The sequence below is a fragment of the Mycobacterium sp. 1423905.2 genome (assembly GCF_001673155.1).
In the GTDB taxonomy this organism is placed as follows: domain Bacteria; phylum Actinomycetota; class Actinomycetes; order Mycobacteriales; family Mycobacteriaceae; genus Mycobacterium.
This window is the reverse complement of sequence record NZ_LZLE01000351.1, coordinates 1-6,315: the sequence shown is the minus strand read 5'-3', so window position 1 is coordinate 6,315 and position 6,315 is coordinate 1. Positions and strand designations below refer to the sequence as shown.

The window sequence follows — 6,315 nt, the reverse complement described above, 5'->3', positions numbered from 1 at the left end:
ACGGGGGTATTGACCTCCTCGTCGAGTCGAGCAGGCCGACGTGCTGCGCAGCCCCATGGCAACGGTCCACAGCGAACTGCCAGAAAACCCGGATCGCTGGTGATGAATAACAGCGGCGGGACGCGGGTACGCCCCCGAGTGAACGATCGTTCGCTGTGGCCGTCCCGGGGGCCAGCTCGCTCCCGTGGGGGACGACGGCGGCTGAACCGACGAAATAGGTCGGCGGGAGGGTATGCAATGCCAGAAGTCCAACTTCACCACGACGGACACCCCAAGTATCGGCGGATGGTCCGCTTCGACTGGTCGCAGACACCGCTGCACTGGGTGCCGGACGACCCGTTCGCGACGCACATGATGAACGTCTTGCATCTGCTGCTTCCCGAAGGCGAGCGGCACTTCATCAAGGCAGTACTGGAAGCGTCCTCACTGGTCGATGACCCCGAACTCGAGGCCGCGATCAAGCCGTTCATCCAACAGGAGTCGTGGCATGCCTGGGCACACCAAGTGGTGCTCGATCACCTGGCCGAACAAGGCATCGACACCAAGCCGTACACCGAGCGGCTCCGCAAAATGCTGTCGGCATCGTTGGGTGATGCACCGAAGTTCTTTCCGCCCGGGCTGCAGCGCTGGTGGCTGTACCGGCGTCTGGCCGATGTCGCAGCACTGGAACATTTCACGGCGATGTTGGGGCAGTGGGTGCTGCAGAACCGGGGTCTCGATTACGCCGGCACCGACCCGATGATGCTTGATCTGTTGCGCTGGCACGCGGCCGAGGAGGTCGAGCACCGCTCGCTGGTGTTCGACGTCTACCAGCACGTGTGTGGAAGCTACGTGATCCGAGCCGTCTCGATGCTCACGACCGCACCGCTGTTCATCGGCTGGTGGATGGCCGGGGCTCGATACCTGATGGCTCACGACCCGACCATCGACACCAAGTGGCGCTGGCGGGACTGGCTGCGAGCTGCCCGCCAGTACCGGCTGCCCAGCCCGGGGTGGCTCATGGTCACCATGCCAGCCCGGTACCTGCGGCCCGGTCATCACCCAGGACCCGAGGCGTCGACCGAAATGGCGGTCGATTACCTCGAGCATTCCCCCGTCGCGAAAGCCGCCCGAGAGCGCGCGCGATCACAGGCCACGTCCGGCGGGCCCGACACGACTCGCGGACGCAGCGATGCCAACCAGGATGCGGAAAGGGCCGAGGTTCGATGAAAGTTTCGGTGGACCTTGACACCTGCGACGGCAACGGCGTCTGCATGAGCCTGTGCCACGAGGTGTTCGAAGTGCAAGAAGACGGACTCCACCTGCTTCAGGAGGAGCCCGGCCCTGAGTTGCGCAGAGACTTGAAAGCCGCGGAAGTTTCCTGCCCCACCCAAGCGATCACGGTGAAGGATTGAGCCGATGCCGACCAATAGTCGACTCGAGCACGTGGTTGTTGTGGGTGGCGGAGTGGCCGGCACTCGGGCAGCCGAGACCTTGCGCGAAGACGGCTACGACGGTGCGCTGACCGTCGTGGGCGACGAGCGGCACGCCCCCTACCACCGTCCACCCCTGTCGAAAAAACTACTGACCGGCAAAGTGCATCGCGCGGGAATCGACCTAGCGCCCCAATTCGATTTCGACGCTCGCGTGCTGCGCGGAGCATCAGCGGTGGGGCTGGACATGTCTTCACGGACGGTTCAGCTGCGCGACGAGGGTCAAGACCTGTCTCTGGGATTCGACGGATTGGTCATCGCCAGCGGCGCCGTCCCTCGCGCGTGGCCGGGCGGCCCTGTCCCCGACGGTGTGCTGCTGCTCCGCACGGTCGAGGATTGCCTGGCCATTCGCGAACGACTTGGCTCTCGTCCTCGCGTTGTGGTGGTCGGAGGCGGCTTCATCGGCGCCGAGGTGGCCGCGAGTTGCCGCTCGATAGGCCTCGATGTGGTGCTGATCGAGAAGGCGGCAGCGCCACTTTTGGCGGCATTGGGCGAGGAATTGGCGCCACGCTGGGCCGATCTACACCGAGAGCACGGCGTGGACGTACGCGTCGGCGTCGGCGTCGACGCTTTCGTCGGCAATGGGCAGGTTGAGGCGATTCGGCTCACCGATGGTTCACAGGTCCCCGCCGACCTGGTCATCGTCGGTCTGGGCGTCACGCCTGCCACCGACTGGCTCGACGGCTCGGGGTTGCGGATCGACAACGGAGTGGTCTGCGATGCGACGGGCACGGTTGAGGGCGGCACCGACGTGGTTGCCGCTGGCGACGTGGCGAGCTGGTGGCATCCGCTGTACGAGCGCCACCTGCGGGTCGAGCATTGGGATCATGCCGGTCGCCAAGGCGCGGCGGCCGCGCGGACTTTGCTGGCGGGTCGTAAACATGCGCAGCCCTACACTGAGGTGCCTTACTTCTGGTCGGACCAATATGACGTAAAGCTTCAAATGTTGGGCGTACCAACTGATTACGACGCGATGGAGATCGTCGAAGGACATCCGGACAGTTGGGAGTTCGTTGCCGCATACGGTCGGCGGGGATGCACCATCGCTGTGCTGGGCACGGCTACCGGCCGGGTATACGCCTACCGCGATGTCATAGCGAAGCGCGCGGAGTTTCCACCGGCGCCGCCGGCGTAGCGTGAACGTTGCTCAGGCCTCTGCCGTTTCGCAGTCCCGAGCAGTTCACGCAGCCGATGCACCCCACACAATCGCTGCACCCCACGCATCCCGCGCAACCCGCGCACCGGGTGCAGGCGATGCATGCCAAGCACGCGACACATTGGCGAATGCCGACACACAGCACACTCAACGCGCTGGTGATCACCGCGACGCTGCCCGCGGTCAGCGCCGAGCCGGCCACCGCGACGCTCCCGGCGGTCGCGACCGAACCGGCTACCGCGACGCTGCCAGCGGTGGAAGCCGAGCCTGCCACAGCGGCGCTCCCGGCGGTTGCGACCGATCCGGCAACTCCCACGCTCTGAATTGTGGCTAACGAGCCGACCGCCGGGTCGGCGGCGGCGAGGTGTGTATTCCACTGCGAACGCACACTGCTCATGATGTCAGCCGCTCTTCCAAACCGACCAAGGCGGGCGGCAGCGGGTCATGGTGCAACACGCCAAGGCGCTGGGTCGCGCGGGTCAACGCGACATACAGGTCGGCCGCTCCGCCTGGGCCGGCGGCGATAATTTGCTCCGGCGCCACCACCAGCACCGCGTCGAATTCCAGGCCCTTGGTCTCCGACGGCAACACCGCATTCGGCACACCCGCGGGTCCAATCACCACGCTGGTGCCCTCGCGTCGCGCCTCTGCTCGAACGAACTCCGCAACGGCAGCAGGCACTTCGGCTGGGGCTACGCGACGCGCCCAGGGCGGTACGCCGCAGACCCGAACCGACTCCGGCGCTTGGACACCCGGTGCGAAGTCAGCCAACAGCGCGGTGGCGACGGACATGATCTCCGCCGGGGTGCGGTAGTTCACCGACAACGATCGGTAGACCCACCGCCCGGGCACATAGGGCTCGAGCATTGCGTCCCACGACGTCGCGCCGGCCGCCGACCGGCGTTGGGCAAGATCGCCGACCACGGTGAACGATCGGGCCGGGCAGCGCCGCATCAACACCCGCCAGTCCATCGCCGAGAGTTCTTGCGCCTCGTCGACCACGACATGGCCGTAGGTCCAGTCTCGGTCGGCTACCGCCCGTTCGACGAGCTCGCGGGTGTCGCGCTCGACGAATCGGTCGGCCAGGTCCGCGCCGTACAGCAAGTCCGTTGCGAGCAAATGATCCTCGTCGTCCATCAGATCCTCGCGGCTGGTCAACAGGTCCAGCACTCCCGCGGCGTACTCGGCACGCAGCGCGGCCTCGGTCTTTCGTGCCTGCTCGGCGGCCTCGTCGGCGGCCTTGTCCCGGCCGAGCAAGTCCACCAGCTCATCGAGCAGCGGCACGTCCGATACCGTCCACGCGTTACCGTCGGACCGGAACAGCGCTTCATCGGCACCGGCCGCCCTTAGCCGTTCGGGGGAGGCGTACAGCGAGGCCAGCAGCGCCTCGGGCGTCAGTATGGGCCACAGCGAGTCCAGCGCGGCAACGAAGCTGCGGTTCTCCGAGAGCTCTTCGAGAAGGTCGGCTCGCAGTTCTTCCCAGGCGGCGCGGTCCTGGCGCGTCAGCCAGCCGCGGCCGATCCGGCCGATCGCCCGCTCGGTGAGCACCCAGGTGACGATGTCGGTGAACACGGCTCGGGCTTCGTTATGTGGGAGGCCACTGTCACGGGCTTCCTGCCTGGCCCATTCGGCGGTCTCGGCGTCGATGCGCACAGTGACATCGGACAATTCGATGGGCAAGGGATCTTCTGGCAACTGCTGGCGGTCAGCCACCGCGGCCGCCAGCACGTCCAGGATCTGCAGAGAACCCTTGAGCCGCGCGACCTCCGGGGCGTCCTGGGCAGTGACGTGCAGCCCGGGGACCAGATCGCCGGTGGTGGTGAACACCACCTCCGACTCGCCTAGGGCCGGCAAAACGCGGCCGATGTGGTTCAGGAATGTCTGATTGGGCCCGACAACCAGCACACCCTGGTGTTCGAAACGATCACGCTGGGTGTAGAGCAGGTAAGCGACACGATGCAGCGCGACAACCGTTTTGCCGGTGCCCGGGCCGCCCTCGATCACCAGAACTCCGGGATGGTCCAGCCGGATGATCTGGTCTTGCTCGGCCTGGATCGTCGCCACGATGTCGCGCATTCCGTCACCGCGTGGTGCATTTACCGCCGCCAGCAGTGCTGCGTCGCCGCGCTCCTCCCCACTGGGATTACCGAAGACCTCGTCGGTGAAGTCGAGTATGTGGCGGCCGCGGGTGTGGAACTGCCGCCGCCGCTGCATGTTCTCCGGTGCAGCGCCGGTCGCCACATAAAACGCGCGCGCGGCTGGAGCGCGCCAGTCCAGCAACAGCGGTTCGTATTCGTTGGATTCGTCGAGAATGCCGATCCGGCCGATGTACATCCGCTCGCCGGACTTGGTATCCAGCCGGCCGAAACACAGGCCGCTGTCGGCGACATTCAACCGTTTCACCGCTTTCGCCAGGGACCGGACCTCCACGTCCCGCGCGACCAGGGTCCCACCGTCCATCATGTCCACGGGCCTGCGCAGGGCTTCGGCGTAGCTGTTCTTCAGCTGGGCGCGCTCAGCGTCCAGCCGGGCGTAGAGAGCGGCGACGTAGCGCCGTTCTGATCGCAATTCCTCTGCATAATTCCGAGTCGACACGTGCCCCCATAATCGCCAGTCTTGACCCACTTTGTGGTCTGGCCAGCGATTGTGCGGCATGACCCCGGCCTTGCCGCAAGCCCCCGGGTCGGCTATAGATTGGAAGAGAGAACGACGGTAGGTCAGTGCTCTACATCTGCGTGATGCCCGTCGACGCCGCGGAACTGGTCAGGCCGCGAAGGGATACACAACTCAGCCATCCGAGTCCGATGACAAGCGAAATCCTCTGCACGAGGCCGCTTCTAGCGCGAAGACCGGGCGCACCTCGGATCGCGGCAGCCAACGCAAGCAAACTGCCCGCCATCATCGTGCTCGAACCTGCCGAGTACCAGGCCCAGCGGTAGTCCCTGTTCCGCACCGCGGTGCCCGCGCTGATTAGGCCGGCGAGGGGTATGCCCGCAAAGACCGGCATCCCGAACAGGTCGTGCAGCCGGCCGGCACGAGTGGGCCGGTTCGTGGCGGATCTGGTCGGGTTCCGCTGCTCGTCGTTCGGGACATCGCTCAAGAGCGTGCCCACGTAATCGGTGACGAAGACTCCTGAGCCGATCAGGCCGACGCCCGCTCCTGCGGCGAGCGCCGGAACGATGCGGGGCCCGACCCGTCGCCGATCCACGCCTCCGAGACCTGCTGCGGCACACAAATAGAAGATGCCGGTCACAATGAAATTGGTGCGCTGCCTCCACCCATGACGACCGATTGCAAGCGCACTGACCGGGTGGCAGCGCCAATCGTATCCGCGACGCGCGGCCCCGATCACAGTGAAAACCGTGACGAACAGCGGCCCGGCAAGGACGCCGCAAAGAAGTTGAGCATTAAGCACGCGACGTGCGCGGCCGCCAGCAGACACTTTGATCACCTTACTCGACGTCGGCTCCAGCAGGTCGTCAAGCGACTCCGGCATCCGGAAGCAATTGCGCGCCAACAGGTCACCGATGACGGCACTTCACGAGAACAACGACGCCGCAAGTTCGGTTATGGAGGAGCCCGCTACGTCCCAGTTCCCCGAGGGCTGGAGGTCATCGGTCTGGCCCGGCCCATGTTCATGCGGACGGGCCACGAATCCTGTTGCCAATCCGCATTGTTGAGCTGCGG

At 65.8% G+C, this 6,315-nt stretch carries 6 protein-coding genes; 3 read left to right on the top strand and 3 right to left on the bottom strand.

Annotated elements, in window-relative coordinates; all coding sequences use genetic code 11:
- The first annotated feature begins 237 nt into the window (after positions 1-237).
- From A9W95_RS24015 to A9W95_RS24005, 3 genes are read left to right on the top strand one after another with little or no spacing between them, the layout of a single operon-like run.
- On the top strand, positions 238-1,209 hold the full coding sequence (locus A9W95_RS24015) for a metal-dependent hydrolase (protein ID WP_067418632.1): 972 nt from the start codon (positions 238-240) through the stop codon (positions 1,207-1,209).
- Positions 1,206-1,394: a ferredoxin gene (locus A9W95_RS24010; protein ID WP_067418630.1), complete on the top strand. Its 189-nt coding sequence runs from the start codon at positions 1,206-1,208 to the stop codon at positions 1,392-1,394. Before A9W95_RS24015 ends, A9W95_RS24010 begins: the two co-directional genes overlap by 4 nt.
- Positions 1,395-1,398: 4 nt before the next feature.
- Complete coding sequence (locus tag A9W95_RS24005; protein WP_067418629.1) at positions 1,399-2,607, top strand: NAD(P)/FAD-dependent oxidoreductase; 1,209 nt, start codon at positions 1,399-1,401, stop codon at positions 2,605-2,607.
- Here A9W95_RS24005 and A9W95_RS28135 read toward each other — a convergent pair.
- The 3 genes from A9W95_RS28135 to A9W95_RS23990 all read right to left on the bottom strand — a co-directional run bounded on the left by A9W95_RS28135 (position 2,564) and on the right by A9W95_RS23990 (position 6,145).
- Positions 2,564-3,025 carry a hypothetical protein gene (locus tag A9W95_RS28135; RefSeq protein ID WP_082983301.1) on the bottom strand — a complete coding sequence of 154 codons (462 nt, stop codon included), beginning with the start codon at positions 3,023-3,025 and terminating at the stop codon, positions 2,564-2,566. The two genes, A9W95_RS24005 and A9W95_RS28135, sit on opposite strands and share 44 nt — an antisense overlap.
- A complete protein-coding gene (gene helR / locus A9W95_RS23995) occupies positions 3,022-5,223 on the bottom strand; it encodes an RNA polymerase recycling motor ATPase HelR (protein WP_253851746.1) in 2,202 nt (733 codons plus the stop codon). Before helR ends, A9W95_RS28135 begins: the two co-directional genes overlap by 4 nt.
- A gap of 130 nt (positions 5,224-5,353) precedes the next feature.
- Positions 5,354-6,145: a DUF998 domain-containing protein gene (locus A9W95_RS23990; RefSeq protein WP_156746379.1), complete on the bottom strand. Its 792-nt coding sequence runs from the start codon at positions 6,143-6,145 to the stop codon at positions 5,354-5,356.
- Positions 6,146-6,315: the final 170 nt, after the last annotated feature.